The 25,709-nt window shown below is 49.7% G+C and carries 25 protein-coding genes and 1 tRNA gene; 21 read left to right on the top strand and 5 right to left on the bottom strand.

The window, feature by feature from the left end; translation table 11 throughout:
• Nucleotides 1-9 precede the first annotated feature (9 nt).
• From JNC77_RS01220 to JNC77_RS01175, 10 genes are all read left to right on the top strand, one after another.
• A complete protein-coding gene (locus JNC77_RS01220) occupies nt 10-486 on the top strand; it encodes an arsenate-mycothiol transferase ArsC (RefSeq protein ID WP_374828904.1) in 477 nt (158 codons plus the stop codon).
• Nucleotides 487-620: 134 nt separating this feature from the next.
• Complete coding sequence (gene infA / locus JNC77_RS01215) at nt 621-839, top strand: translation initiation factor IF-1 (protein ID WP_184221405.1); 219 nt, start codon at nt 621-623, stop codon at nt 837-839.
• A 109-nt stretch (nt 840-948) separates the two neighbouring features.
• Nucleotides 949-1,575, top strand: coding sequence for a Maf-like protein (locus JNC77_RS01210; protein ID WP_374828903.1), 627 nt, complete (start codon nt 949-951; stop codon nt 1,573-1,575).
• Nucleotides 1,576-1,583: 8 nt separating this feature from the next.
• Nucleotides 1,584-1,793 carry a DNA gyrase inhibitor YacG gene (gene yacG / locus JNC77_RS01205; protein ID WP_374828902.1) on the top strand — a complete coding sequence of 70 codons (210 nt, stop codon included), beginning with the start codon at nt 1,584-1,586 and terminating at the stop codon, nt 1,791-1,793.
• A 313-nt stretch (nt 1,794-2,106) separates the two neighbouring features.
• Nucleotides 2,107-2,182, top strand: a tRNA-Phe gene (locus tag JNC77_RS01200).
• Nucleotides 2,183-2,347: 165 nt separating this feature from the next.
• Nucleotides 2,348-2,590, top strand: a complete 243-nt coding sequence (locus JNC77_RS01195) for a PepSY domain-containing protein (RefSeq protein WP_374828901.1) — start codon at nt 2,348-2,350, stop codon at nt 2,588-2,590.
• A 520-nt stretch (nt 2,591-3,110) separates the two neighbouring features.
• Complete coding sequence (locus JNC77_RS01190; protein ID WP_374828900.1) at nt 3,111-4,691, top strand: peptide ABC transporter substrate-binding protein; 1,581 nt, start codon at nt 3,111-3,113, stop codon at nt 4,689-4,691.
• A 313-nt stretch (nt 4,692-5,004) separates the two neighbouring features.
• Nucleotides 5,005-5,928 carry an ABC transporter permease subunit gene (locus JNC77_RS01185; protein WP_374828899.1) on the top strand — a complete coding sequence of 308 codons (924 nt, stop codon included), beginning with the start codon at nt 5,005-5,007 and terminating at the stop codon, nt 5,926-5,928.
• Nucleotides 5,921-7,051: an ABC transporter permease gene (locus JNC77_RS01180; RefSeq protein WP_374828898.1), complete on the top strand. Its 1,131-nt coding sequence runs from the start codon at nt 5,921-5,923 to the stop codon at nt 7,049-7,051. The genes JNC77_RS01185 and JNC77_RS01180 overlap by 8 nt, the downstream gene beginning before the upstream one ends.
• Nucleotide 7,052: 1 nt before the next feature.
• On the top strand, nt 7,053-8,657 hold the full coding sequence (locus JNC77_RS01175) for an ABC transporter ATP-binding protein (protein ID WP_374828897.1): 1,605 nt from the start codon (nt 7,053-7,055) through the stop codon (nt 8,655-8,657).
• A 58-nt stretch (nt 8,658-8,715) separates the two neighbouring features.
• On the opposite strand, the gene arsC is transcribed toward JNC77_RS01175, so the two are convergent.
• A complete protein-coding gene (gene arsC, locus JNC77_RS01170; protein ID WP_374828896.1) occupies nt 8,716-9,066 on the bottom strand; it encodes an arsenate reductase (glutaredoxin) in 351 nt (116 codons plus the stop codon).
• A 133-nt stretch (nt 9,067-9,199) separates the two neighbouring features.
• Between arsC and JNC77_RS01165 the strand changes: the two genes are divergently transcribed.
• Together JNC77_RS01165 and alkB are read left to right on the top strand one after the other, a co-directional pair.
• Nucleotides 9,200-10,627 carry an aldehyde dehydrogenase family protein gene (locus JNC77_RS01165; protein ID WP_374828895.1) on the top strand — a complete coding sequence of 476 codons (1,428 nt, stop codon included), beginning with the start codon at nt 9,200-9,202 and terminating at the stop codon, nt 10,625-10,627.
• A gap of 16 nt (nt 10,628-10,643) precedes the next feature.
• A complete protein-coding gene (gene alkB / locus JNC77_RS01160) occupies nt 10,644-11,297 on the top strand; it encodes a DNA oxidative demethylase AlkB (protein ID WP_374828894.1) in 654 nt (217 codons plus the stop codon).
• Between the two features lie 99 nt (nt 11,298-11,396).
• Here the strand turns inward: alkB and JNC77_RS01155 are convergent, their stop codons facing one another.
• Together JNC77_RS01155 and JNC77_RS01150 are read right to left on the bottom strand one after the other, a co-directional pair.
• A complete protein-coding gene (locus JNC77_RS01155; RefSeq protein ID WP_374828893.1) occupies nt 11,397-12,716 on the bottom strand; it encodes an MFS transporter in 1,320 nt (439 codons plus the stop codon).
• A 50-nt stretch (nt 12,717-12,766) separates the two neighbouring features.
• Nucleotides 12,767-13,663, bottom strand: coding sequence for a LysR substrate-binding domain-containing protein (locus tag JNC77_RS01150; protein ID WP_374828892.1), 897 nt, complete (start codon nt 13,661-13,663; stop codon nt 12,767-12,769).
• Between the two features lie 150 nt (nt 13,664-13,813).
• Between JNC77_RS01150 and JNC77_RS01145 the strand changes: the two genes are divergently transcribed.
• The 9 genes from JNC77_RS01145 (at nt 13,814) to JNC77_RS01105 (ending at nt 24,293) form a co-directional block, all read left to right on the top strand.
• Entirely contained in the window at nt 13,814-14,677 is an 864-nt protein-coding gene (locus JNC77_RS01145) for a D-amino-acid transaminase (protein ID WP_374828891.1), read from the top strand.
• 17 nt (nt 14,678-14,694) lie between these two features.
• Nucleotides 14,695-15,717, top strand: coding sequence for a DmpA family aminopeptidase (locus JNC77_RS01140; RefSeq protein WP_374828890.1), 1,023 nt, complete (start codon nt 14,695-14,697; stop codon nt 15,715-15,717).
• Nucleotides 15,718-16,045: 328 nt separating this feature from the next.
• On the top strand, nt 16,046-18,691 hold the full coding sequence (locus JNC77_RS01135) for a DNA translocase FtsK (protein ID WP_445482842.1): 2,646 nt from the start codon (nt 16,046-16,048) through the stop codon (nt 18,689-18,691).
• Nucleotides 18,692-18,850: 159 nt separating this feature from the next.
• Nucleotides 18,851-19,621, top strand: coding sequence for an SURF1 family protein (locus JNC77_RS01130; protein ID WP_374828889.1), 771 nt, complete (start codon nt 18,851-18,853; stop codon nt 19,619-19,621).
• A 90-nt stretch (nt 19,622-19,711) separates the two neighbouring features.
• Nucleotides 19,712-20,638 (top strand): siderophore ABC transporter substrate-binding protein, encoded by a 927-nt coding sequence (locus JNC77_RS01125; RefSeq protein WP_374828888.1) that lies wholly within the window; start codon nt 19,712-19,714, stop codon nt 20,636-20,638.
• An 84-nt stretch (nt 20,639-20,722) separates the two neighbouring features.
• Nucleotides 20,723-21,685: an ABC transporter permease gene (locus JNC77_RS01120; RefSeq protein ID WP_374828887.1), complete on the top strand. Its 963-nt coding sequence runs from the start codon at nt 20,723-20,725 to the stop codon at nt 21,683-21,685.
• 34 nt (nt 21,686-21,719) lie between these two features.
• Nucleotides 21,720-22,634: an iron chelate uptake ABC transporter family permease subunit gene (locus JNC77_RS01115; protein ID WP_374830392.1), complete on the top strand. Its 915-nt coding sequence runs from the start codon at nt 21,720-21,722 to the stop codon at nt 22,632-22,634.
• Nucleotides 22,631-23,389, top strand: coding sequence for an iron ABC transporter ATP-binding protein (locus tag JNC77_RS01110; RefSeq protein WP_374828886.1), 759 nt, complete (start codon nt 22,631-22,633; stop codon nt 23,387-23,389). Before JNC77_RS01115 ends, JNC77_RS01110 begins: the two co-directional genes overlap by 4 nt.
• A 40-nt stretch (nt 23,390-23,429) precedes the next feature.
• Entirely contained in the window at nt 23,430-24,293 is an 864-nt protein-coding gene (locus JNC77_RS01105; protein WP_374828885.1) for a glucosamine kinase nucleotide-binding domain-containing protein, read from the top strand.
• 40 nt (nt 24,294-24,333) lie between these two features.
• Here the strand turns inward: JNC77_RS01105 and cydX are convergent, their stop codons facing one another.
• A complete protein-coding gene (gene cydX, locus JNC77_RS01100) occupies nt 24,334-24,492 on the bottom strand; it encodes a cytochrome bd-I oxidase subunit CydX (RefSeq protein ID WP_343802304.1) in 159 nt (52 codons plus the stop codon).
• Nucleotides 24,493-24,541: 49 nt separating this feature from the next.
• Entirely contained in the window at nt 24,542-25,696 is a 1,155-nt protein-coding gene (cydB, locus tag JNC77_RS01095; protein WP_374828884.1) for a cytochrome d ubiquinol oxidase subunit II, read from the bottom strand.
• Nucleotides 25,697-25,709 lie beyond the last annotated feature (13 nt).

Raw genomic sequence — 25,709 nt, 5'->3', positions numbered from 1 at the left:
TAAACTTGCATGATCGCCAGTGAAGTTGTATCAAGCCCCGCAGAAGATGTAGAAAAACCCCTTAAACCGGGTCTGCCCTCTTCCATTCTTTTCGTTTGCGGCAAAAACTCTATCCGTTCGCCAATGGCCGAGCTTTTAACACGCCGTATGTTGAGCAAAAGCACCTATATTGCTTCTGCCGGCGTGAAAAAAGGAGAGCGCGATCCGTTTGTGGATGCGGTTCTGGCAGAGATCAGCATTTCGCTCGACAACCGCCAGCCCCGCGACTTGGATGAACTGGAAGACGGCTATTTTGATCTGATCATAACACTGACACCTCTGGCGCATCACACCGTTTTGGAAAAAATGCGCGGATTTTCAGTTGATGTTGAATATTGGCCAACGCCTGATCCGACATTGCTGACCGGCTCCAGAGAGCAAATACTGGTCGCTTATCGTGATGTCCGTGATCGTTTAAAGAAACAAATCGAACAACGGTTCAATTAAAAAGTAAGCTCATTTCAGTTGTTCACAAATGCGTCCTAATCATATAGGTTCCGCGCAAATCCCGATGAACCGCCTTTGACGGCTCATTTTAACGACTATAAAACATAATTTTTAAGAAAAGAAACAGGTATCGCATGGCGAAAGAAGAAGTCCTCGAGTTTCCGGGCGTAGTTACTGAACTGCTGCCAAACGCAATGTTCCGCGTTAAACTCGAAAACGATCACGAAATCATCGCTCACACCGCTGGCCGTATGCGCAAAAACCGCATCCGCGTTCTGGCAGGTGATAAAGTGCTGGTTGAAATGACCCCTTATGACCTGACCAAGGGTCGTATTACCTACCGCTTTAAGTAAGCCAACTTACAAAGCTTAAAAGCTGGTATCAGTTTAACCGGTATGAGGCTGACAGCTATATGTCTGGCCATTATCTCACAAGCCGATCCTCACAAGAAAGTTTCTCCTTATGAGCGCTCAGCACAAGTTGATACTCGCATCAGGTTCCCCGCGCCGGATTGAGCTTTTGGCGCAGGCTGGCATTACGCCGGATCATATCCATCCGGCCGATATTGATGAAGCACCTTTGCGTGCAGAGCATCCGCGCTCGCTCGCACGGCGTTTGTCGCGCCAAAAGGCTGAAAAAGCAGCCGAACAATTGCGCGGTGACGAGAGCTATAGTGCAAGCTTTATTCTGGCTGCGGATACAGTAGTAGCCGTTGGTCGGCGTATTCTGCCTAAAGCCGAGCTGGAAGATGAGGCGCGCGAATGCCTGCGGCTTCTCTCCGGCCGTTCGCACAAGGTTTTCACCGGCGTCTGCCTGATCCAGCCAAACGGCAAATTGCGTCAGACGATCGTTGAAAGCCGTGTCCGCCTTGAGCGACTCACCCGCACGCATCTGGATGCCTATCTCGCATCCGGAGAATGGCGCGGCAAGGCTGGCGGCTACGCCATTCAGGGGCTTGCCGGTAGTTTTATAGTGAAATTGGTGGGCTCTTATAGCAATGTGGTGGGCCTGCCGTTGCACGAAACTGTCAGTCTGCTGGCAAGTGGCGATTATCCGGTCTATGCCCATTGGAAGACAGGCAAGGTTTAACAGCCGATATGAGTGAAAAAAGCAAAAACGGCAGCGAATCGAATGTCACGCCTTTGCGCCCGACACGTCCCTGCCCTGAATGTAAAAAACCGTCCTCGCGCGAACATTATCCGTTTTGTTCTCCCCGTTGCCGCGATGTAGATCTCAATCGCTGGCTTTCGGGCACCTATGTGATTCCCGGGCCACGCTTGGAAGAAGATGACGAAGAGGCGGAATAATCCGCCTTTTTCTTTTTCAAACGCTTTTAGCCGTGAATCAGTCATGCGTTTCAATGATTCACGTGAAATATTTTGCAAAGAATAAAGTTTCAAACAGCATTTTTGACCGTAAAAACAATCAAATACACATTGAACATCTTGTTTTTCATGCGATTTTCAACGCTTAAGCTGTTAATTCGTGAAATCGACAGCAGAAAAGCCGAAAAATTATAAAGTCCGCACTGGACAGACGAAAATTTGCTGCTATAAACCACCCCATTCCAGCGAATAAATCATTCGCTTCTCCGGCAAGATAAGCTTGCAGGTACGGGATGCCCGGATAGCTCAGTTGGTAGAGCAACGGATTGAAAATCCGTGTGTCGGCGGTTCAAGTCCGTCTCCGGGCACCATTTTTTACTTCCCTGAAATTGATCGTTAAAATCTAAAATCAGCGTACGCTTATTTTTGTGTGTTTGATTACCCTATCCGCTAACGCTTGTTAGTGGATGAAATATATTTTGATGCCAATTTATAGTGCTGCAATGGTACAGTTCAAATCAATGATGGAGATAATGATGCGCACTCTTTTGATTTCATTGTTTTTACTGATGCCGGTTAGCACTTTGTCAGCCGCGGAACCGGATGGAAAAAAATTATCGGAAATCATCGCCGAGATCGAACAAAATAGCGATTTTTCATATATCGACGAGATCGATTGGGATCGAAAAGGTTATTATGAAATCGAGTATTATCTCAAAACCGGTGCTAAAGTCGAAGTCCGTATCGACCCAAAAACAGGTGCAATTGTGCCAAGATAAAATCTTGCAAAATAGCTAAGGTTTTTAATCCAAAAAAATCCACAGCTTGCACTAATATAATTTTAAAAACGCCGCATTCTTCATAATAATCAGTTAAAGTGAAAAATATTTTTTTGGTTTCATCAGCCGTAAAGGTATCTTTCCGGTTAAAACCAACTGAAAATGTGGCTTTTTCAAAAGTTTAACTCTCGCAATCAGATATACAACTAAAGTTTTAAAGCAGAAATTCATCATTTCATTGCTTACAAAATTTGCGTTCTCAGTTGAATATGAATTGGCTTTAAAAACCAAAGTGTTATTTTGAATTTTTAAATAATTTTAAATTCATCCATATTTCCCAGAACTCCTTCTCAATTCAATATTTTTCAATATTTTTTCGGCACTATTATTTTTCCCCTTCCGTAAAGCAACCGATGGTTGTAATTAAATTATAAGACAAGCTGTCAAAATCCCCCCTCTTGTCAGCGCCCGAGAACATAATATCATAAGCGCCTAAAGATTTTTTCCGAGGGGAGGTTTAATGTTTAAGAAAATTTTACTGGCGAGCGTTTGCGCTTTTGCGTTTACCGGCATTGCCAATGCCGAAGTGGTTCTCAACCGCGGTAACGATACTGACCCGGCAACGCTTGATCATCATCGTACATCTACTGTCTCTGAAGGTCGCATCATGAAAGACCTCTATGACGGTCTTGTCATTCAAGATGCAAAAGGCATTCCGGTTGCGGGCACTGCAAAGTCCTGGGACATTTCCGAAGATGGTCTCGTTTACACATTCCATCTGCGTGATGATGCCAAATGGTCAAATGGCGATCCGGTCACTGCCGGTGATTTCCTATTCACCTATCGTCGTATTATGAATCCAGCTACCGCTGCGGGCTATGCCAGCATGCTGTTCCCGATCAAAAATGCTGAAGATGTCGCAGGCGGCAAGAAGCCTCTCGAAGACTTAGGCGTTGAAGCTGTTGATGATCTCACGCTGAAAATTACACTCAATGCACCAACCCCTTATTTTTTGGAACTGCTGACTCACCAAACCGGTCTGCCGATGCACCAGAAGAGTGTTGAAGCAAACGGCGATAAATTCACCACCGCCGGCAAAATGGTCACCAATGGTGCCTTTATGCTGGAAAGCTTCCAGCCGAACGACAAAATCGTCATGAAAAAGAATCCGAATTATTATGGTGCGGATGAGGTGAAGATTGATGTCGTTAACTGGATTCCTTTTGAAGACCGCGCATCTTGCATGCGTCGTTTCGAGGCCAAAGAAGTGCAGATCTGCTCGGACGTTCCGGCAGAACAGATTGACTATGTAAAGAAAAATCTGGCTAACGAATTCCGTATCGCACCTTATCTCGGCTCCTATTACCTGCCGATCAAGGGCAAAACCGCTGATAGCAAGCTGAAAGATCCGCGTGTGCGTGAGGCCATTTCCATGGCAATCGACCGTGAGTTCTTGTCTGAACAAGTCTGGCAAAACACCATGCTGCCGGGTTACTCGGTCGTACCTCCTGGCATCAACAACTATGTTGAAGGCGGTGTGCAGCTTGAATTTGCCAAGGAAGACATGCTTGAGCGAGAAGACAAGGCAAAAGAACTGCTGAAAGAAGCAGGCATTGAGCCGGGCTCACTTTCCATCGAGCTTCTCTACAACACCTCAGAAAATAACAAAAACACCATGGCTGCCATTGCCGACATGCTCAGCAATATCGGCATCAAAGCTTCGCTCAACGAAACTGAAGGTGCTACCTATTTTAACTTCCTGCGTGAAGATGGTCCATTTGACATCGCCCGTGCAGGCTGGATTGGTGACTATAACGACCCGCAGAACTTCCTGTTCCTGTCCGGTACCGGCATCAGCTTCAACTATTCGAAATGGTCGAACAAAGACTATGATGCGCTGATTGCCAAGGCAGCAGCCACCACGGATATGAAAGCACGTGCAGAAGTGCTGGCAGATGCCGAGCGTCTGATGCTCAAAGAAACCGCGGTTATTCCGATCCTTTATTACTCATCCCGCGCGCTCGTTGCAGACCGCGTTGAAGGCTATGAGGATAATCTGATGGATGCGCACAACTCACGTTGGCTGTCCCTGAAGAATTAATCACGCTTCACGGCTGCGAAGAGACCATCTTCGCAGCCGTGAGTTCTTATTTTCAAACAGAAATTATTAGCCAGCGCCTGAATATTTTAAAACAAGCGCAGCATAATGGCCGTTGATCACAGGCTTCAAGGCAATAACCGCCTTTATTATCATCGCCTGACCAGCTCTACGCATCCCATCTCCGGTGTTTGTAATGCTGATAAAAGAGGCGTTGATGGCTGGCATGATAATTTCAACGAGCACAAGACGAATAATCGTTGCCGTTCGGTGACGAACAAAAAATGAAGGGTGCGTTCATGCAAGGAATAAATCGATGTTAAGCTACACACTCCGACGACTTGCTGGCGCAATACCCACCGTCTTAATTATTGTCACCATCACATTTTTCATGATCCGGCTGGCGCCGGGCGGGCCATTTGATCTTGAGCGGCCAATTGATCCGCTGATCATGGCCAATTTGCGCAAAGCCTATAATATGGATGCGCCTTTATGGCAGCAATATCTGATTTATCTCGGCAATCTCTTGCAAGGCGATCTGGGGCCAAGCTTCGCCCGTCGTGACTTTAGCGTCAACGACTTGTTTGCGGCCGGCCTGCCTGTTTCTATCATGCTTGGTGCGCTCGGCCTGTCATTGGCCGCCGTTCTCGGCACCATTCTCGGCTGTATTGCAGCGTTGAAACAAAATTCAAAATTCGATTATGCCATAGTTGCAATCGCAACCTTTGGCATCACCACGCCAAACTTTGTTGTCGCCCCTATTCTCAGTTTGTTTTTCGGTGTGATTTTAGGCTGGGTTCCGGCAGGTGGTTGGTCATCGGCAGATGTTTCCTATTGGATCTTGCCGGTTCTGACCCTCGCTCTGCCGCAAATCGGTGTCATTGCGCGTCTGGTGCGCGGTGCAACCATTGAAGCACTGCGCGCCAACCATGTGCGCACAGCCCGAGCCTATGGCCTGCCAACCCGCATTGTGGTGGGTGTGCATGCCTTGCGTGCCGCCATGCTGCCGGCGGTCTCCTATCTGGGGCCAACCGCTGCTTCGCTCCTCACCGGCTCTGTAGTGATTGAAACCATCTACGGTATTCCAGGCATCGGCCGCTATTTCGTGCAAGGTGCATTGGGACGCGATTACACATTGGTGATGGGTACCGTTGTGGTGATTGCGGTTTTCGTGGTGCTTTTCAACCTCATTGTCGACCTCATTTATGCATGGCTTGACCCACGGGTGCGTTATGACTGATTTATCTGTAAACTCCGCTCAAGCACCAGTAATTGCCGGACGCTCCCTCTGGCAGGATGCCTGGATTCGCCTGCGTAAAAACAAAGCAGCTGTCACCAGTGCGATTGTGCTCGCCGTACTTACTTTGGCGAGCATCTTCGGGCCCATGCTGAGCCCGCACCCTTATGATAAAATCTATCCTCAATTCGTGAGGGTGGCACCAAGCCTTGAAGCCTATCCGCGTGCCGACACCGTTTTGCCCGGTCTTGAAAAAGAACTGGCGCGTGCACGTCTGAAAGCATCCTCTGAACCGGAATTATCCGGCAGCAATATTACCGTGCCTTTCACAGCACAGCGTGAAACTGATGAACGTGTACTTCGTTATTTTGAGCGCTCCGATCTCTTCAGCAAGCCGAAGATCGAACTGGCGCCTGATGGTTTAAGCGGGACGCTCACTCTCAATGTAGCGCGTAATTACTTTCTGCTCGGCACCGACAATCTGGGACGTGACATGCTATCACGCACGATGATCGGTGTGCGTATTTCGCTGGCAATCGGCCTTCTTGCCTCCATCATGTCTTTGGTGCTGGGCGTTGGCTACGGTGCGATTTCCGGATATTTAGGCGGGCGCATCGACAATGTGATGATGCGTGTTGTCGATATTCTTTATTCGCTTCCCTTCATCTTCTTCGTCATTTTGATGCTGGTGTTTTTCGGAAGGTCGATTTTCATCATCTTCATTGCCATTGGTGCCACCGAATGGCTTGATATGGCACGTATTGTACGCGGCCAGACCTTGAGCCTCAAACGACAGGAATTTGTGCAAGCCGCAGAAGCGCTTGGTGCTACACGTCGCGGTATCATCACCCGTCATATCATTCCTAATGCTTTGGGGCCGGTGATTGTGTTTGTGACCCTCTTGGTACCAAAAGCCATTTTGCTTGAAAGCCTGCTTTCCTTCCTCGGGCTTGGTGTTCAAGACCCGATGACCTCGCTTGGGCTACTAATTTCAGAAGGCGCGCAAAACATGCGCGGTGCTTCATGGCAGCTGATCTGGCCAGCATTGACACTCACAACCATTCTCTTCGCCCTGAACTTCCTTGGCGACGGATTGCGCGACAGCCTGGACCCGAAGGATCGTTGATATGACACAAGAAAGCATTCTGACTGTCCGCGACCTTCGCGTTACATTTTCCACCAATGACGGGCCGGTGCAAGCGGTGCGCGGCATTGATCTGGATGTGAAGGCCGGAGAAACTATTGCCATTGTCGGTGAGTCCGGCTCCGGTAAAAGCCAAACCACCATGGCCATCATGGGACTGCTCTCCCAAAATGGCGAAGCCAGCGGCCAAGCCCTTTATCGTGGCAAAGATATGATCGGTATGAGCGATCAGGAATTAAACAAAATCCGTGGTGCGAAAATCACCATGATTTTTCAAGAACCAATGACCTCGCTTGATCCGCTCTACCGCATTGGCGAACAGTTGGCCGAGCCTTTGCGTTTCCATGGCGGTTACACCAAAAGAACCGCCCGCCCGCGCATTATCGAATTGTTGAAACTGGTCGGCATTCCCGAACCCGAACGCCGCATCGACAGTTACCCTTATGAGCTTTCCGGCGGACAGCGCCAGCGCGTCATGATCGCAATGGCACTTGCCAATAATCCGGATATCCTCATTGCCGATGAACCAACAACGGCGCTGGATGTGACCATTCAGGCGCAGATCATGGAACTGCTGGCAGATTTACAAAAACGCCTCGGTATGGCGATTGTGTTCATCACCCATGATTTAGGCATCGTCAAACGCTTTGCCGACAAGGTCTATGTGATGCGCTACGGCGAAGTGGTTGAAGCTGCCGAAACGCAGAAAATCTTCCACCATCCTGAGCACGACTATACCAAAATGCTGCTCAATGCTGAACCGGAAGGCACCAAAAACCCGCCACCGGCAGATGCACCGGTTTTGATGCAAGCCGATAATGTCACGGTGAGCTTTGACCTCAAAAAAGGCTGGTTCTCGGAAAACACCGTCCTGAAAGCCGTCAATGATATTTCGCTGACTTTGAGAGAAGGTCAGACGATTGGTATTGTTGGTGAATCAGGTTCCGGTAAATCCACCCTTGGCCGTGCCGTTTTACGTCTTCTCAAAGCGGACGGTAAAATTGCATATTTGGGCAAAGAACTGCCGCTTGATCCGCAAGAGATGCGTGCCTATCGCCGCGAATTGCAATTGGTGTTCCAAGATCCGTTCGGCTCGCTTTCACCACGCATGACCATCGGGCGCATCATCACTGAAGGGTTGCTGATCCATGAACCAACACTGAGTGCCAAACAACGCGACCAGCGCGCCAGTGAGGCACTGCTGGAAGTGGGGCTCGACCCGTCGATGCGCAACCGTTACCCGCATGAATTTTCCGGCGGTCAGCGTCAGCGTATTGCGATTGCCCGTACGATGATCTTGAAACCACGTGTTATTGTGCTGGACGAGCCAACCAGTGCGCTTGACCGTTCGGTGCAAAAACAAGTGGTAACATTGCTGCGCGATTTGCAGGCACAACATGGCTTGTCTTATCTGTTCATCAGTCATGATATGGCTGTGGTACGAGCTGTTTCTGATTACGTGATCGTGATGCAGAACGGCAAAATCGTCGAACAGGGCGACACAGTGCAAGTGTTTGACCATCCGCGTGAGGCATATACCAAAACACTGATGCAGGCAGCACTGAGTGAAAAGCGCTTCGGCACTTAAAATTTACGACACTATTACCATCAAAAAGGGCGGTTTCACCTGAAACTGCCCTTTTTGATTATGGCAGAATGTCAAAGACTTTTTCCAGCGGACGACAGAGCACCGCGCCTTTATCACTGACCACTATGGGGCGATTAATCAACAGCGGATGCGCCATCATCGCATCCAGCAATGCATCATCGGAAAGGCTTGCATCACCAAGGCCAAGTGCCTCATAGGGTGTGCCGCGCTCACGCAGAAAATGGCGCACAGGCTCGCCCGATTTGGCAATCACGGCTTTCAATTCATCGCGGCTTGGCGGTATTTTCAAATATTCAATAATCTGTGGCTCAATGCCTTTTTCGCGGATAGCAGCCAAGGCATTACGTGATGTACTGCAAGCCGGATTATGATAAATGGTAACAGACATTTTATTCTCCGTTTCACAAAGGCGCTTTATGATTGCGGTTGACGTGAACCGCGATAGTCCCCATGTCTGTAAAGACTATATTTGACCTTTGATTATCACAAACAAATCCAGAACGGTACAGGAGCCAAAATCCATGCAAAATTCCAAGAAATTCTACATTGATGGTGCATGGGTTGATCCGGTCGTCCCTGCCACGATTGATGTGGTTGATCCTTCAACAGAGCAGGTTTTTGCAACTATTTCTGCCGGTACCAAAGCTGATGCAGACAAAGCTGTTGCAGCCGCAAAAGCTGCTTTTAAAAGCTTTTCCCAGACGACCAAACAAGAACGGCTTGATATCCTGAAGCGCATCCTCACCGCCTATAATGCCCTCATTGAAGAATTTGGCAAAATCATCTCAAAAGAAATGGGTGCACCGCTGGATATGTCAATCAGCGATCAAGCAGGCACCGGTACCGGCCATTTGGCACAAATGATCAAAACACTCGAAGAGTTTGATTTCGATTATATGCAAGGGCAAACCAAGATCACCCATGAGCCGGTTGGCGTTGTGGCGATGATTACCCCTTGGAACTGGCCGATCAACCAGATCGCTTCTAAAGTGGCACCTGCCATTGCAGCCGGTTGCACCATGGTGCTGAAACCGTCTGAAATTGCACCGCTTAACGCCATTCTGTTTGCCGAAATCATGCATGAAGCAGGCGTGCCGAAAGGCGTATTTAATCTCGTCAATGGTGATGGCCCAAGCGTTGGTCAGGTGCTGGCAGAGCACAAAGATGTCGATATGGTTTCTTTCACCGGTTCTACCCGTGCTGGTGTAATTGTGGCGCAAAGTGCGGCACCAACCGTCAAGCGCGTACATCAGGAACTGGGCGGAAAATCGCCAAATATCGTGCTGCGCAGTGCTGATCTTAAGGCTGCTATTCCGGCGGGTGTTTTCCATTGCTTCAACAATAGCGGCCAGTCCTGCAATGCACCGACCCGCATGTATGTGCCTGCCGAGAAAATGGATGAAGTGATCGCACTTGCCAAAGTGGCAGCGGAAAAAGTGCGCGTTGGTGCACCTTCCGATGCAAACACCACCATGGGACCTGTGGTCAGCGAAGTTCAGTACAACAAAATTCAAGAGCTGATCCAATCCGGCATTGATGAAGGTGCGGAACTGGTAACAGGCGGCACCGGCAGACCGGCAGAGCTAAACAGCGGCTATTATGTGCGCCCGACCGTCTTTGCCCGCGTGCAACAAGACATGCGCATTGCACGTGAAGAAATCTTCGGCCCTGTACTTTCTATTCTCGAATATGACACGGTTGAAAATGCCATCGAACTGGCCAATGACACCGATTATGGCCTTGCGTCTTATATTCAGGGTGATCTGGAAGAAGCCCGTGCTATTGCACCAAAGCTTCGCACCGGCACCGTGCGCATCAACCGCCCGGATTGGGATAGTGCGGCACCATTTGGTGGCTATAAGCAATCCGGCAATGGCCGCGAATATGGCTTGTTCGGCCTGATGGAGTTTTTGGAAATCAAAGGCATTCTCGGCTACGAGGAAGCTTGAATAACAACCAGCGCTCATGACATTTGATTTATTTGCAGATCAGACACCACCCCTTCCGCCTGTGGAACACATGGCGGAAGGAGCCGTTTTGTTGCGCCAATTTGCAAACCCTCATCAAGAGGCACTGCTACTTGCTTTGCGGCAAGTGGTGGATATATCGCCTTTTCGCCATTTGGTGACACCGGGCGGCTATCAAATGTCAGTTGCGATGACCAATTGCGGCAAAGCAGGCTGGGTATCGGATAAACAGGGCTATCGTTATGATGCGATTGATCCGATGACGCAAAAACCATGGCCTGCCATGCCACAAGCCTTTTTAGCGCTGGCACAACAAGCAGCAGCACAAGCTGGTTACGCTGATTTTACGCCCGATGTCTGCCTGATGAACCGTTATCTGCCCACCACCAAACTATCACTGCATCAGGATAAAGACGAAAAAGATTTGCATCACCCGATTGTGTCGGTCTCGCTGGGACTGCCTGCTATTTTTCAGTTTGGTGGATTAAGCCGTCAGGATAAAATTACCAAATATCCGCTTCACCACGGCGATGTGGTGGTATGGGGTGGCGCATCACGGCTTTATTATCACGGTATTTTACCGCTTAAAGAAGGTGAGCACCCGATTTTCAGGCGCTCGCGCATCAATTTGACATTTCGTAAAGCGCTCTGACTTTAGAGCGTGTCACACTTAATCATATCCACTGCGCTCGCTCTAATGTTTTTTTACACATGTCTCCCCAAACCGGTGACCACTTTGGGGAGACATGTTCTAAGTCAGCGCTTGCTGCTTTGTTTCCACATCAATGAAGAAGGCTATAATGGCTGCCAGCAACAAAAGCGCTGCAAACATCCCAACCGCCATGATGAAACTCTGGCTGATCACCCATGCCAGCACCGAGGGCGCCAGCAAACCGCCAAGACGCGCCATCGCACCTGCTGCTCCCATACCACTTCCACGCAATGCAGTCGGATATAGTTCCGGCGTGAAGGCATAAAGCGCGCCCCATGTGCCAAGAAGCGCAAAGCTCATCACCAGAATGGACATGCCTACAAGGAACGAACTGCCGGCAATAGTGAAGAGGAAACAAGCTGCCGCACTGATAAACAAGAAAGTAATCAGCGTATTGCGGCGCCCCCATGTTTCAACGCCGTATGCGGCTAAAGCATAACCCGGTAATTGTGCCAATGCTACAATAACCAAGAAACCATAACCGCGCACGAAACCGAAACCATCACTGGCAAGCTTGGCCGGTATCCATGTGAAAATGCCATAATAAGAAACCGACACCAAAAACCAGATTGCCAGAGTGGTAAGCGTACGTTGACGTAAAGCCGGTGAAAACAGGCTCTCATTGCTCACCAATTGCGGTGCAATCAGCTGGGTGTTTGCATCAAGCTCCGGCTTGCCATTGGTGCGCAGAACGCGATTCATCACGCTCTTGGCTTGTTCATGTTCGCCATTTTTCATCAGGTGCATTGGTGATTCCGGCACCCAGATGCGCAGCCAGATGCCAATAACGGCAGGTGCGGCAGTCACGATGAAAATATAACGCCATGCGTCTTCAACACCGGCAAGACTTGCGCCCCATGCAGCCAGTGCAATTACCACCGTACCAACAGCCCAAAAACCTTCCAGCATCACCAGCCAGCGACCACGGGTTTTGCTTGGCAGAAACTCGGCCATCATCGCATAATCAACCGGCAATGTGCCGCCAACCGCCATACCCGTGAGAAAACGAAGCCCTAAAAGAATGCCGAAACTTGGCGAAAAGGCCGACAACAAACCAAACACCGCATCACAAGCAACCGTGATGAGCAGCACACGGCGGCGGCCATATTTATCCGCCAGACGGCCAAAGACGGCCGCACCAATCAGCATACCCAAGAAGAACAAAGTGCCTGTTTGTAATGCCTGCGGCAATGTTAGACCGAAGGTCAGTGCGATGGAAGCGCTGGTAAAACCAACCGCCAGCACCTGCATAGCATCTGCCGCCCAGACTAGGCCGAATACGCCGAGCAAATGGCGCTGAAAACGCCCCGTGCCCGCCTGATCCAATGTTTGTTCGATTGTTTGTTTAACTTGGGTCACGATTGATGGCTCCTCGCCTGCCTTGTGCACCGATAATCATTTTCGATAATTCACTTGATAAGATTTTGCCAGAGGGTTTCTGCCCGTGCCGACAATGTTTTCAAATGGCGATAGATGCGGATTTCCGAAATGATCTGCCATTGTTCATCATTGCTTGCCAGCACCAGTTGCCCACTCGCCTGTTCCGCTGTGATCAGGCTTTCCGGCAGCCATGCCACCCCCCAGCCAGCCAATGCCATTGCTTTCAAACCGACCGAAATCGTATTTTCATGCACAACGCGGCGCTTGAAATCCGGCACTTGCGTAAACTGCTTTTCCAAAGCTGTGCCAAAAAACGATGTGTCGCCATAACTTAAAAACGGCAGTTCCGTACCTTCTGCCAAAGCTTTATCAAGCAAACATCCATCCGGATGGGGTGCCGAAACCGGCAGCAAACGTTCCTCACCCAGAACATGATAAGCATAATGATTAGTATCGAGATGAAACGGTACATTTTCATGCGCGTAGGTAAGAAGAAAATCGGCTTCACCATCGGATAGTGTTTCGACATTTTCTTCAATACCGCCGCGATCAGGACAAAGACGCGACTGGATCGGCCCCATCTGCTCTTGCAGCTTTTTCAGCCATAGCGGAAAAAAAGTAACGGTTAAGGTTTGCAGACCGGAAAAGCTGACAATTTTCAGCTCATCACCATTGGGTTGCAAAGCAGCACGGGTGCGATAAAAATTGCGCAATGTTTCCTGCGCCACCGGCAAAAAGGCTTTGCCCTCTTTTGTCAGCTCGGCCGGAAAGGTTGCACGGTTGACCAATGTCACACCAAGCCAGATTTCCAATTGTTTAATGCGCCGGCTAAATGCCGATTGCGTTACATGGCGCAACTCTGAAGCGCGCGTAAAACTGGAAGTCGAAGCAAGAACGGTGAAGTCCTCCAGCCATTTCAATTCCATATTAAAAGCCCGCCCCTCAATTTATAAAATTTGATCCCGATATTCTTATGCATTTCTTGCATAAGAATTGCAAAACAAAGCAATAGCCGCCACTGCAATAATTGCTTAAGTTGCCTCATTGCTATTTTATACCCCACCGGAGTGTTCCTTGTGACAAGAACTATTTATATCAACGACCAGTTCGTGAGCGAACAGGACGCCAAAATTTCTATCTTTGACCGCGGCTTTCTTTTTGCCGATGCGATTTATGAAGTCAGCGCCGTTGTAGAAGGCCGCTTGGTTGATAATGATCTGCATTTGACCCGTCTGGAACGCTCTCTTGGCGAAATCGGTATTCCGATGCCGATGCCTAAAGAAGACATCATCAATTTACAGGCTGAATTGATCCGCCGCAATAACCTGCATGAAGGTGTCGTTTATATTCAAATCACCCGCGGTACCGCCGAACGCGATTTTGGTTATGCCGCCGATTTGAAGCCTAACTTCATCATGCTGACACAGGTGAAAAACATCACCAATAGCGCTGGTGCAAAAAACGGTGTCGCTATTGATTTGGCACCGGACAACCGCTGGACACGCCGCGATATCAAAACAACCATGCTGTTGGCACAGGTTTTGGCCAAAAAGGCAGCGCATGATGCCGGTTATCAGGATGTCTGGCTGGTTGAAGACAACTACATCACCGAAGGTGGCTCCTCCAGCGCGTTCATCATCACCAAAGATAATGTGCTGATCACCCGTCCAAACTCCAACAAGATCCTGCCGGGCTGCACCCGCAAGGCTGTGTTGAAGATTGCGGAAGAGCAAAACCTGACTGTTGAAGAGCGTCTTTTCAGCACTGAAGAAGCCTTCAATGCCAAGGAAGCTTTCCTCACCAGCGCATCAAGCTTTGTTACACCTGTCATCCGTATTCAGGAACATGTGATTGCTGACGGCAAGCCGGGGCCTTTGACCCTGCGCTTACAGGAAATCTACATGGAACTGGCCCGCACCGGTTCAGAACCGATCATCTGATAAAAGGATTAAAGACGATGAATGCACGCATCCGTGATTTTAATATTCACTGTGGCGCCATGCCGACAGGGACAATAAATGCAATCACGGATGTGCCGGGCGTTCTCGTTGGACATCACACGATACAAGACGGTGACATCAATACCGGTGTCACCGCCATTTTGCCCCATAGCGGCAATCTTTATCGCCGCAAGGTGTTGGCTGCCAGCGAAGTCATCAATGGCTTTGGCAAAAGCACCGGCCTTGTTCAGATCAATGAACTGGGATCGTTGGAAACCCCCATTCTGCTCACCAATACATTCGGGGTTGGCACCTGCGCCAATGCGCTGATCCGCGATGCCATTGCCAAAAACCCTGATATCGGCCGCACCACGGCGACGGTTAATCCGGTTGTCTGTGAATGCAATGACGGCCCGCTCAATGATATTCAAGCCCTTGCTGTGACTGAAAACCATGCGCGCCTTGCACTCGATAATGCAGGCACTCATGTTGCAGAGGGCAATGTGGGCGCTGGCACCGGCATGAGCTGTTTTGGCTTTAAAGGCGGTATTGGCACCGCTTCACGCCAGATTAAACTGGATGGCAAAACCTATCATCTTGGCGTACTGGCATTGACCAATTTTGGACGCGCCGGTGATCTGACCCTGCCAGATGGCCGTCGTCCTGATTCGCGCGTTAAAGCCGAAGCTGAAAAAGGCTCGGTCATTCTTGTTCTGGCCACCGACATTCCGCTTGAACATCGCCAGCTAAAGCGTGTCACCAAGCGATGCGGAGCCGGTCTTGCCCGTCTTGGTGCTTTCTGGGGGCATGGCAGCGGCGACATTGCCGTTGGCTTCAGCACAGCCGTGACCTTTGATCATGATGAAAAAAACGACCTGATTTCCATTCAGACTTTGAACGAGAATCGCATCGATCAGCTTTTCCGCGCCGCCACCGAAGCGACTCAAGAATCAGTGTTAAATTCGATGTGCGCCGCCAATGCAATGGTTGGGCGCGCCGGAAACAGCCGTCTTTCTTTGCGCAACTGGCTGGAAGCTTAACACTTCATTTATCTTCGGCGCTCAGCAGAATCGTAAAGGCTGCATTTATTTTTCGTCTTATATGAGAGAGATGCGCCGTTAAAATAATTTTTTACCACGTCAAAGCCCGCATTTGCGGGCTTTATGCTTGATTGAGGGTTAAATACTTATCAGCTTGGAAGGAGGTTGTTAACCTTCATTTTCTATTACTAAGCCACGTTCTAAGGCTTAAGTACGAGTTGGTTCAGGTGTCATGCGTAATCTCAGAAGTAATTTTTCCCCAATGACCACAGACAGCGCGGACAGCGCATCTGCGTCACATCAGTCGCGCGATAACACGCAGCAGGATATCCGCGGCACCAGCGGTCCGGCAACGGCAAATGCCCATATTGATCCGGCGTGGAAAGCTCATTTTTCACTCGGCCAGAATGTGCGCTTTACCCGCACACCCGAAGCAGAACTTGCGCGCCGCCGTGGCGAAACATTGCCGGATATCAATTCCCGTTATTCAACATCGGCTGTACAGGCTGTTGACACCAGTGTCAGCTCTGAAAAAACGGTCGACCAGCCGATGGTTGTCGCAAGCTTGCAGGAAAGTGTTTCACAAGGATTGGCCGCGACACCGGCTGCACCTGTAACAACACCAACCATTGCAACGACCCAGCCAGCACCATCCACCCATGTGCAGACACCACATCTGGATGCCGCTGTAAAAAGCCACGAAACTGCTCATGATGAACAGATTATGGCTGCCGAGCCGGTGCAGGTAACGGCACCTGTTGCAGAAGAGCCTGTCATTGCGCCTGTCACCGCCACTGTGATTGCGGCTCCGGCCGCTATCACCAGTGAGCCTGAAGAAGCACCGGTTCGCAAAGATGTAACGCAGCTTCTATCCGATTTTGCTTTTTTTGAAGGTTTCGACTTCTCAAGCCTCATTGATGCGCCATCAGCACCTGCTGCGGTCGAAGCTGCACCGGTTGCAATTGTTGCCGAGCCAATTGCAGAGGTGAAAACTGAAGAAGTTGCAGAAGAACCAGTTGTTGATATTCTGGCACAGTTCCGTGTGGTTGAATGGAACAAGCCACGTAACACACAGGCAGAAGTGACATCCACACCGGCAGCAGAAGAAACTGCCGCGGAAACTGTTGCCGAGGCAGTCGCAGAAGCATCGGTTGCAGAAGCGCCTGTGATGGAAGCAGTACCGGTTATTGACGAAGTTGCCCCTGCGATTGAAGAAGCGAAAGAAACCGAACAGCCGCAGATGGCTGCGGTCGAAGCAATTGCTGACAGTGAAGCAGTTGACGCCATTGACGATCTGGAAATGGTTGAAGATGCAGAGATGGAAGAGGTTGATGCCCCCTCCCCTGCAGCGCATTCTCAAACCGCACCGGCATTCGCACGGATTGCAACACCAGCCGCTCCTTATCAGCCAGCTCCGCTGCCGCAAACTGCGGTTGAATATGTCGCTGGTGAATATGAATTCCCGCCGCGCTCGCTCTTGCAGGAACCACCTGCAATGGACGGCACGGTCATTACGCAGGAAATGCTGGAACGCAGCGCCGGTTTGCTTGAAAGCGTGCTGGAAGATTTCGGTGTACGCGGTGAAATCATCCATGTTCGTCCAGGCCCTGTGGTTACACTTTATGAATTTGAACCGGCACCGGGTGTTAAGTCCTCCCGCGTGATCGGTCTGGCGGATGATATTGCCCGTTCAATGTCTGCGCTTTCTGCCCGCGTTGCCGTGGTACCAGGCCGCAATGTCATCGGCATTGAATTGCCGAATACCAATCGTGAAACGGTTTATTTCCGTGAAATGATTGAATCCAAGGCATTTCAGGATTCCGAATATCACCTGCCATTGGGCTTGGGCAAAGCAATAGGCGGCGAGCCGATCATCGCTGAACTGGCAAAAATGCCTCACCTTCTCGTTGCCGGTACCACCGGTTCGGGTAAATCGGTTGCCATCAACACAATGATCCTGTCGCTGCTCTACCGCTTCAAACCGGAAGAATGCCGCCTGATCATGGTGGATCCGAAAATGCTGGAACTGTCGATCTATGACGGCATTCCGCATCTGCTCACCCCTGTAGTGACCGACCCTAAAAAGGCTGTTGTGGCGCTGAAATGGGCTGTGCGCGAAATGGAAGAGCGCTATCGCAAGATGGCACGTCTGGGTGTGCGCAACATTGAAGGCTTCAATGCCCGTGCAGCAAGTGCCAAAGGCAAGGGTGAGACCGTCATGTGCACAGTTCAGTCCGGCTTTGACAAAGAAACCGGTGAACCTGTTTATGTACAGGAAGAGCTGGATCTGACCCCGATGCCTTATATCGTCGTTATCATCGACGAAATGGCCGACCTGATGATGGTAGCGGGTAAGGAAATTGAAGGTGCGGTGCAGCGTCTGGCACAAATGGCGCGTGCGGCCGGTATCCATCTGATCATGGCCACCCAGCGCCCGAGCGTTGATGTGATCACAGGTACAATCAAGGCCAACTTCCCGACCCGTATTTCGTTCCAGGTCACTTCAAAAATCGACAGCCGTACGATTTTGGGTGAAATGGGCGCAGAACAACTGCTTGGTCAGGGCGATATGCTGCATATGGCCGGTGGCGGACGCATCGTGCGTGTTCATGGCCCATTTGTCTCCGATGAAGAAGTCGAAAAAGTCGTCACCCATCTGAAAGAACAGGGCCGTCCGGATTATCTGGCGACCGTCACCGCAGAAGATGATGATGAAGAAACGGTAGAAGAAGACAGCGCAGTTTTTGACCAGTCAAATGCTGGCGCAGAAGATGGCGACGAATACTACCAGCAGGCAGTCAAAGTTGTGATGCGTGATAAAAAATGCTCCACCTCTTACATCCAGCGTCGTCTCGGCATCGGCTATAACCGTGCGGCCTCCCTTGTGGAGCGTATGGAAAAAGAAGGGCTCGTGGGTGCTGCCAATCATGTCGGCAAACGCGAAATCCTTGTCGGCAATCGCGACAACGTTTAAAACCGAAGCTGAAAACAGCTATATTTATAAACGACATCAAGCGGCTCTGATCATCAGAGCCGCTTTTTGCATTTTAAACCCACCTAAAATACTCTATCACTCCAGCTTGATTGTTCATTTCATCGATCAATGTCTGATTTATAGACAAAGGATATTGCGATGCCCGCACATATGCCCACAACACCACAAGCACCCATTAAGAAACGTAAGCTTGCGCTGGTTTTCATCAGCCTCATTGGATGTTGTCTGTTCTTGTTGTTTTTGAGCCTCGGCATTTGGCAGGTGGAACGTCTAAGCTGGAAAAATGACCTTATTGCCCGGGTGGACGCACGCATTAGTGCAGAAGCTGTGCCGGTACCTGCCCCACAGGAATGGCCGATAATCACCGCTGAAAAAGACGAATACCGCCATGTTTCGGTTGAGGGTAGCTTTTTACAAGGCAAAGAAATAGCGGTCAAAGCACTTACCGTTTTAGGCTCCGGCTATTGGCAAATGGTACCACTCAACACAAAAGACGGAGAAGTGATTTATATCAATCGCGGCTTTGTCAGCGATGAGGATTATAAAGCGGGCATGTTGAACAAAAATATTCCTGCCGGTGATATCACTGTTTCAGGGTTATTGCGAATGAGTGAGCCGAACGGCTTTTTCCTGCGCCCGAATGAGCCGGAAAAAAACCTCTGGAACTCACGTGATGTTGAAGCTTTCGCACGAAAACAAAGCCTCAACCAGGTCGCACCTTATTTTATCGACGCTGATAAAAGCGATAATTCTGCTGCATTATCCAGCAAACAACCCATTGGCGGTCTGACGGTGGTGAATTTTCCCAACAACCATTTATCCTATGCAGTCACTTGGTTTGCACTCGCATTAATGGTGTTAGGAGGCACACTATTTACATGGTTGTACAAAGATAAACCCAAAACATGACTTTTTAGCTTTGCTCATCTGCCAAACATGACTATACAATACAACATTCCTGAATTTGAAGATTGACCCTGATTGACAGTGAGAAAGCATATGACCATCGGTACCCGCCTCTCCACCCTCTTTGGTGCAGCAATTGTTGCCATGTCGCTTGGTGCAGCAGCTCAGGCTGAAGAGATCACCATCAAGCATGTGCAAGGTGAAACCTCAGTTCCGGTAAAGCCTGCCAAGACCATCACTTTTGATCTTGCCACTCTGGACAATCTTGATCGTTTGGGCGTTGACATTGTCGGTCTGCCGACCGCCAATCTGCCAAAATATCTCTCCAAATATTCCGCTGATAGTTACGCAAAAGTCGGAACTTTGTTTGAGCCGGATTATGAGGCGGTCAATGCCGCTGCACCAGATTTGATCATTGTTTCTGGTCGCTCTGCACCGAAACAGCCGGAACTGGCAAAAATCGCACCGACCATTGATCTTACCGTTAATGCGACCAATTTCATTGCCGACGTCAAAAACAATGTTGAAACATTGGGTCGCATCTACGGCAAAGAAGATGCAGCAAAAGACGAAATCGCCAAGCTTGATGCTTCTATCGCAGTTTTAAAAGAAAAAGTTGCCGGTAAAGGTAAAGGCCTGCTGGTTATGACCTCCGGCGGTAAGATGAGCGCTTATGGCCCAGGTTCACGCTTCGGCATGCTGCATAGCGAATTTGGTGTAGAACCGGCAGATCCTGAATTGAGTGTCGGCAGCCACGGCCAGCCGATTTCCGCAGAATATATTCTGGAAAAAAACCCTGACTGGCTGCTCGTCATCGACCGTGATGCGGCTGTTGGCGCCAAAGAAGGCAATGCCGCCAGCAAAGTTCTGGACAATGATCTTGTCAACCAGACCACCGCTTGGAAAAACGATCAGGTGATCTATCTTGATCCGATGAACTGGTATCTGGTCGGTGGCGGTCTTTCCGGCCTGCATGAAACCATCGACCAGCTTTCAGCAGCTTTTGACAAAGCAAAGTAAGCGTCAGCAATCGATAAAACCCAACAAGTCGGGCCTTCCGTTCATCACGGCAGGCCCTCACTTTTAAAACACAAAGGTTGCCGCGTGAAAGGTCTTTTTGCAGCAGTTTTCGTCGTCTTTATTCTGGCTGTCATCAGCCTGTTTATTGGCGTGAGCGATGTTTCGTTGCAAACCTTGTTCGGCGACAGCCAGACTGATCGTGCCACACAAGTCTTGCTGGTCAGCCGCATTCCCCGCACGATCGCCATCATTCTTTCGGGTATGTCAATGGCGGTTGCGGGTCTCATCATGCAAATGATGGCGCGCAACCGTTTTGTTGAACCTTCCACCGCGGGAACGGTCGAATCTGCCAGTCTCGGCATTTTGATGGTTACGCTTTTAGCACCTGATACGCCTGTTTTCGGTAAAATGATGGTGGCCGCTGTTTTTGCCATGGCCGGAACAACGCTGTTTCTACGGATCCTGCGCGCCATTCCGCTGCGCTCTGTGCTGGTGGTGCCTCTTGTCGGCATTATGCTCGGCGGTGTGATCAGTGCGGTCACCACCTTCATTGCCTATCGCTTCGAGCTTTTACAATCGCTTTCTGCCTGGACAACCGGTGATTTCTCCAGCGTTCTGCGTGGCCGTTATGAGCTTTTATGGATTTCATTTTTCCTGACAGTAATTGCCTTTATTGCCGCTGACCGGTTTACTGTTGCCGGTATGGGTGAAGATTTTACCACCAATCTTGGCCTTAAATACCGCCGCGTCATGACCCTTGGTCTTTCGATTGTGTCGATGATTTCCGCCGTTGTTGTAGTAACCGTCGGTATGATCCCTTTCTTAGGTCTGATCGTACCTAATGTGGTCAGCATGACAATCGGCGATAATATGCGCCGCTCCGTGCCTTGGGTGGCAGTGCTTGGTGCCGGACTGGTCTTGGCTTGCGATATCGTCGGTCGCCTGATCCGTTATCCTTATGAAATTCCGATCGGCACCATGATGGGCGTGGTGGGAAGTGTCGCCTTCCTCTATCTTCTGTTGCGCAGAGGATCCCGCTTTGCTTAAGAAAAACCCGAAATTCGTTCTTATCAGCTTAAGCATGCTCGCACTTGTGGCGATGATTGCCTTCATGACGCTCGGCATCAAAGGCAGTTGGTCTTTTGCGCTGCCGTTTCGCGGGGTCAAACTCGCAGCCATCGTGCTGGTCGGCTATGCGATTGCTGTTTCCACCGTATTGTTTCAAACAGTTACCAATAACCGTATCCTCACCCCTTCGATTATGGGTTTTGATGCGCTTTATATTCTGATCCAGACCTTCGTTGTTTTTTTCTTCGGCACCACGCATCTAAGCTGGCTTGGACCAAACGTGATGTTTGGCGTTGAAGTTTTGGTGATGGTGATTTTTGCCGGTGTGCTTTATCACTGGCTTTTTTCCGGCGGCATGCGCAGTCTGCATCTGGTAATGCTGGTCGGTATCGTTTTCGGTGTTTTATTCCGCAGTTTTTCCAATTTGATGCAGCGCATGATCGACCCGAACGAATTTGCCGTTCTGCAAGATCGTTTCTTTGCCAGCTTCAACACTATCAATAGTGACGTTCTGGCGATCTCAGCTATCGCCGTAGCACTTGTGTCACTTTACGGTTTGCGGATGCTGCATGTTTTTGATGTGCTTTCACTGGGGCGTGATCCTGCCATCAATCTGGGCGTGGATTATCGTAAGGTGGTCAATAAAATCTTGTTAATGATCACCATTCTCGTCTCCGTTTCCACCGCACTGGTGGGGCCGGTGACATTTTTCGGCCTACTGGTTGCCAATCTGGCCTATCAGATTGCCGGCTCTGCACGTCATATCATTGTCTTGCCGGTCGCAATTTTGATCGCAATCTTATGTCTTGTCGGTGGACAGGTGATACTTGAGCGCGTATTTGCGTTTAATACAGCTTTGAGTGTCATCATCGAGTTTCTGGGCGGTCTCGTGTTCATCGTCCTTTTGATCAGAGGAAATAAACGATGATCGAAATCAGTAATGTCAGCAAAAAATACAATGATGCCATTGTTGTTGACGATGTGACACTCAAATTGCCCTCTTGCGGTATCACCTCCATCATCGGGCCTAATGGTGCCGGTAAATCCACCCTGCTTTCCATGGTCAGCCGTTTGCTGCCGATGGATAAAGGCAAAGTGACGATTGATAGTCTGGATGTGAATAAAACTGCTGGTGATGTGCTGGCAAAACGCTTGTCCATTTTGCGCCAGGACAACAGTCTTTCATCGCGTCTGACAGTGCGTGATCTGGTTACCTTTGGCCGTTATCCGCACACCAAAGGCCGCCCCAATAGTGACGACCGCCGCCATGTCGAGCAATCGATTGAATATTTGGGGTTGGAAAAATTAAGCGAGCGTTTTCTCGATGAACTCTCAGGCGGCCAGCGTCAACGCGCCTTCGTAGCAATGGTGCTGTGTCAGGATACTGATTATGTGCTGCTTGATGAACCATTGAACAATCTCGATATGAAACATTCAGCTGCAATGATGAAATTGCTGCGAAAAGCTGCTGACGAGCTTGGCAAAACCATCGTGCTTGTTCTGCATGATATCAATTTTGCTTCTTGGTATTCCGATCATATCGTAGCTATGCGCGACGGCAAAGTTGTGCATCAAGGGACACCTGACGACCTGATCCAATCCGATGTTTTACGCGACATTTATGATATGGATATTGATGTAGCGATGATTGGCGGCAAGCGGATTGGCGTCTATTATCTTTAATTCAAGATAATCAAACCGTTACTCAAAGGGTTTTGGCGCCATGTCACAATTTTTCATCGGCATTGACGGCGGCGGTACCGGATCACGAGCCGTGGTCGCAGATAAAAGCGGTACAATTTTAGGCCGCGGTACCAGCGGTGCGGCCAATATTGTTACCGACCCTGAACAATCCACAAAACATATTCTGGAAGCCGTCCACAAAGCGTTTGATATGGCTGCACTCGACACCAGCCTCTATGCACAAAGCGCGGCCATTCTTGGCCTTGCAGGCGCCAATATTGCCAATGCGCGTGATGCTATTCTCAGCCAAATGCCTTTTGCCCATTCAGAGATCGTTTCAGACGGTCTGATTGCGCTTCAGGGCGCGCTTGGTGACGAAGACGGCACTGTGATCATCCTTGGAACAGGAAGCGCCTATGTCACGCGCATAGGTGAGAATATCAGCTGGCGCGGTGGCTGGGGCTTTCAGCTTTCTGATCTGGGCAGTGGCGCAAGACTAGGCCGCAGCCTGTTGCAAGAGGTTCTCCTCAGCTATGACTGCATTATTCCTGCCAGCCCGCTGACAGAGCATGTTATGGCGCAATTTGGCCATGAACCGGCACAATTGGTGGAGTTTGCTAAAACTGCACGACCAAGCGCCTATGCCGCTTTTGCACCGGATATTTTTATCCATGCCGATCAGGGCGATCAGGTAGCGCTGAAAGTGATTGAACAAGCAGCCGCTGATATTGCACAAACTTTGCGGGTGTTGATCGCGGAAGGCACCACTCAAATCAGCATGCTGGGTGGACTTGCACCCCTTTATAAAAAATATCTGCCTGTCGAACAGCAGGCTTTGATTGTAACACCTCAAGCCGAAGCTCTTGATGGTGCCTTGCAATTAGCGCTTAAAAAATCCCTTTAAAGAAAAAAGGTAGCAGAACAATCTGCCACCTCATTCCAGTTTAATGCTGCGGCTTGTTGCCTTGGCGCGCCAGCTCAAGGGTCGGATCTTCCTTGATGCGTTTGCGCTCTTTATCATCCATCAATTCATACCACATTGCATTGAGCACAGCGAAAGCTGCGGCAAGAGGTAATCCTAAAAACCATGAAAAATACCACATTTTCATTTCTCCTGATCGGCAGAACAGCCATGCCGTTCTGCCTGCAATCTTAATATGCGTGGCTGTTATCGTCTTCGATCATCTTCTTGTCGACCTTGCCCCACAGCACCTTGTAAACCCAAGATGTGTAGAAAAGGATCAAAGGTAAGAAAATTGCCGTCACAACCAGCATGTTAAACAAGGTCATCTGGCTGGAAGATGAATCCCAAACCGTAAGGCTGGCATTCGGATCAAGAGAAGACGGCAGAATGAACGGGAACATCGCCACACCCACGGATGAGATAATGCCGAAGATCGACAATTTACCCATCAAAAGCGGCATCAGTTCACGACCAGCACGCAAAGCTACCAGTACAGACAACGCACCCAAAATACCCAAAGCCGGTGCAATCAGCAAAATCGGATAATTGCTGAAATTGGTAAACCATGCACCATGTTCCACCACTGCCGTTTTAAACAGCGGATTGGACGGGCCATCTGTGACAATATCACTGGTGATGCGATAACCGGCAATGCCGTACCACATCCAGATACCGGCCAGCACATAGAAGACAATTGTCAACAAGGCTGCAATACTGCCAAAGCTTTTGGCGCGTTTTGCAATATCACCGGTGGTTTTCAGCACCAGCCATGCAGCACCATGCATGGTGAGCATCGCAACCGACAATAATCCGCACAGAAGTGCAAACGGATTGAGCAGACCAAACAGATTACCTTCGTAGAAAATCTGCAAATGATCGCTAAAGCGGAACGGCACGCCCTGAAGCACATTGCCAACCGCCACACCGAAAATCAGTGCCGGTACAAAACCACCAATGAACAATGCCCAGTCCCAGCCATTGCGCCATTGCGGGCTTTGTTTTTTGCTGCGAAATTTAAAACCGACAGGACGTAAAATAAGCGCAAACAAGATGATGAACATCGCCAGATAAAAGCCGGAGAAGGACACAGCATAAAGCGGCGGCCAGGCAGCAAAAATAGCACCACCACCAAGGATGAGCCAAACCTGGTTGCCTTCCCAAACAGGGCCTATCGTGTTGATAACAACGCGGCGTTCAACATCGCTTTTGGCGACAAACGGCAGCAAAGTGCCAACGCCGAGATCAAAGCCGTCCATAGCGGCAAAGCCGATCAGCAAGACACCCAGCAGAACCCACCAGATCAGCCGTAAGGTTTCATAATCAATCATTTGACTTAAGATCATATCGATACACAGC

It is taken from the genome of Paenochrobactrum pullorum, assembly GCF_041929845.1.
In the GTDB taxonomy this organism is placed as follows: domain Bacteria; phylum Pseudomonadota; class Alphaproteobacteria; order Rhizobiales; family Rhizobiaceae; genus Paenochrobactrum; species Paenochrobactrum pullorum.
Note: the sequence above shows the minus strand (reverse complement) of the source record. Positions and strands in the feature narration are given on the sequence as shown.

Excerpts from the sequence above, each read along its gene's own strand:
- JNC77_RS01220 (WP_374828904.1), top strand. The coding sequence starts at position 10 with ATGATCGCCAGTGAAGTTGTATCAAGCCCCGCAGAAGATGTAGAAAAA.
- infA (WP_184221405.1), top strand. The coding sequence starts at position 621 with ATGGCGAAAGAAGAAGTCCTCGAGTTTCCGGGCGTAGTTACTGAACTG.
- JNC77_RS01210 (WP_374828903.1), top strand. The coding sequence starts at position 949 with ATGAGCGCTCAGCACAAGTTGATACTCGCATCAGGTTCCCCGCGCCGG.
- yacG (WP_374828902.1), top strand. The coding sequence starts at position 1,584 with ATGAGTGAAAAAAGCAAAAACGGCAGCGAATCGAATGTCACGCCTTTG.
- JNC77_RS01195 (WP_374828901.1), top strand. The coding sequence starts at position 2,348 with ATGCGCACTCTTTTGATTTCATTGTTTTTACTGATGCCGGTTAGCACT.
- JNC77_RS01190 (WP_374828900.1), top strand. The coding sequence starts at position 3,111 with ATGTTTAAGAAAATTTTACTGGCGAGCGTTTGCGCTTTTGCGTTTACC.
- JNC77_RS01185 (WP_374828899.1), top strand. The coding sequence starts at position 5,005 with ATGTTAAGCTACACACTCCGACGACTTGCTGGCGCAATACCCACCGTC.
- JNC77_RS01180 (WP_374828898.1), top strand. The coding sequence starts at position 5,921 with ATGACTGATTTATCTGTAAACTCCGCTCAAGCACCAGTAATTGCCGGA.
- JNC77_RS01175 (WP_374828897.1), top strand. The coding sequence starts at position 7,053 with ATGACACAAGAAAGCATTCTGACTGTCCGCGACCTTCGCGTTACATTT.
- arsC (WP_374828896.1), bottom strand. The coding sequence starts at position 9,066 with ATGTCTGTTACCATTTATCATAATCCGGCTTGCAGTACATCACGTAAT.
- JNC77_RS01165 (WP_374828895.1), top strand. The coding sequence starts at position 9,200 with ATGCAAAATTCCAAGAAATTCTACATTGATGGTGCATGGGTTGATCCG.
- alkB (WP_374828894.1), top strand. The coding sequence starts at position 10,644 with ATGACATTTGATTTATTTGCAGATCAGACACCACCCCTTCCGCCTGTG.
- JNC77_RS01150 (WP_374828892.1), bottom strand. The coding sequence starts at position 13,663 with ATGGAATTGAAATGGCTGGAGGACTTCACCGTTCTTGCTTCGACTTCC.
- JNC77_RS01140 (WP_374828890.1), top strand. The coding sequence starts at position 14,695 with ATGAATGCACGCATCCGTGATTTTAATATTCACTGTGGCGCCATGCCG.
- JNC77_RS01130 (WP_374828889.1), top strand. The coding sequence starts at position 18,851 with ATGCCCGCACATATGCCCACAACACCACAAGCACCCATTAAGAAACGT.
- JNC77_RS01125 (WP_374828888.1), top strand. The coding sequence starts at position 19,712 with ATGACCATCGGTACCCGCCTCTCCACCCTCTTTGGTGCAGCAATTGTT.
- JNC77_RS01115 (WP_374830392.1), top strand. The coding sequence starts at position 21,720 with ATGCTCGCACTTGTGGCGATGATTGCCTTCATGACGCTCGGCATCAAA.
- JNC77_RS01110 (WP_374828886.1), top strand. The coding sequence starts at position 22,631 with ATGATCGAAATCAGTAATGTCAGCAAAAAATACAATGATGCCATTGTT.
- JNC77_RS01105 (WP_374828885.1), top strand. The coding sequence starts at position 23,430 with ATGTCACAATTTTTCATCGGCATTGACGGCGGCGGTACCGGATCACGA.
- cydX (WP_343802304.1), bottom strand. The coding sequence starts at position 24,492 with ATGTGGTATTTTTCATGGTTTTTAGGATTACCTCTTGCCGCAGCTTTC.
- cydB (WP_374828884.1), bottom strand. The coding sequence starts at position 25,696 with ATGATCTTAAGTCAAATGATTGATTATGAAACCTTACGGCTGATCTGG.